Below are 398 nucleotides of genomic sequence, written 5' to 3'. Positions count from 1 at the left end.
AAATTCATTATTAAAATAGGCTAACAACCTCCCCTAGAAATAGATGAGCCATACCGGCCAGACAAATATAAGGGCCAAAGGCGATGTGTTTTACTTTCTTCTTCGACAAGAGAGAAATCACCATAGAGATAATGAGACCTAAACCAGAGGATAACAATATCAACATGGGTATTGCTGATACACCAAACCAAGCTCCCATCGCTGCCATTAATTTAAAATCACCATATCCCATTCCCTCTACACCCTTAAGTAACTTAAATAACCAATAGGGTAACCACAAAAAAACATAACCCACTACAGCACCTAGCACAGCAGATGACAGAGAACAAAAAACATTGTTTATATTAAAAACAAGTCCTATCCATAATAATGGCAATGTAATACAGTCTGGAAGTAAG

General features: G+C 37.2%; 1 protein-coding gene. It reads right to left on the bottom strand.

Features of this window, described 5'->3' with window-relative positions; translation table 11 throughout:
• Positions 1-10 precede the first annotated feature (10 nt).
• On the bottom strand, positions 11-398 hold a 388-nt coding region (locus tag V1952_RS22505; RefSeq protein WP_420075630.1), incomplete at its 5' end, for a prepilin peptidase.

Source organism: Yersinia sp. 2542 StPb PI (genome assembly GCF_048593855.1).
GTDB lineage: Bacteria > Pseudomonadota > Gammaproteobacteria > Enterobacterales > Enterobacteriaceae > Yersinia > Yersinia enterocolitica_E.
The sequence above is the reverse complement of the archived record's forward strand: the minus strand, read 5'-3'. Positions and strand labels throughout refer to the sequence as shown.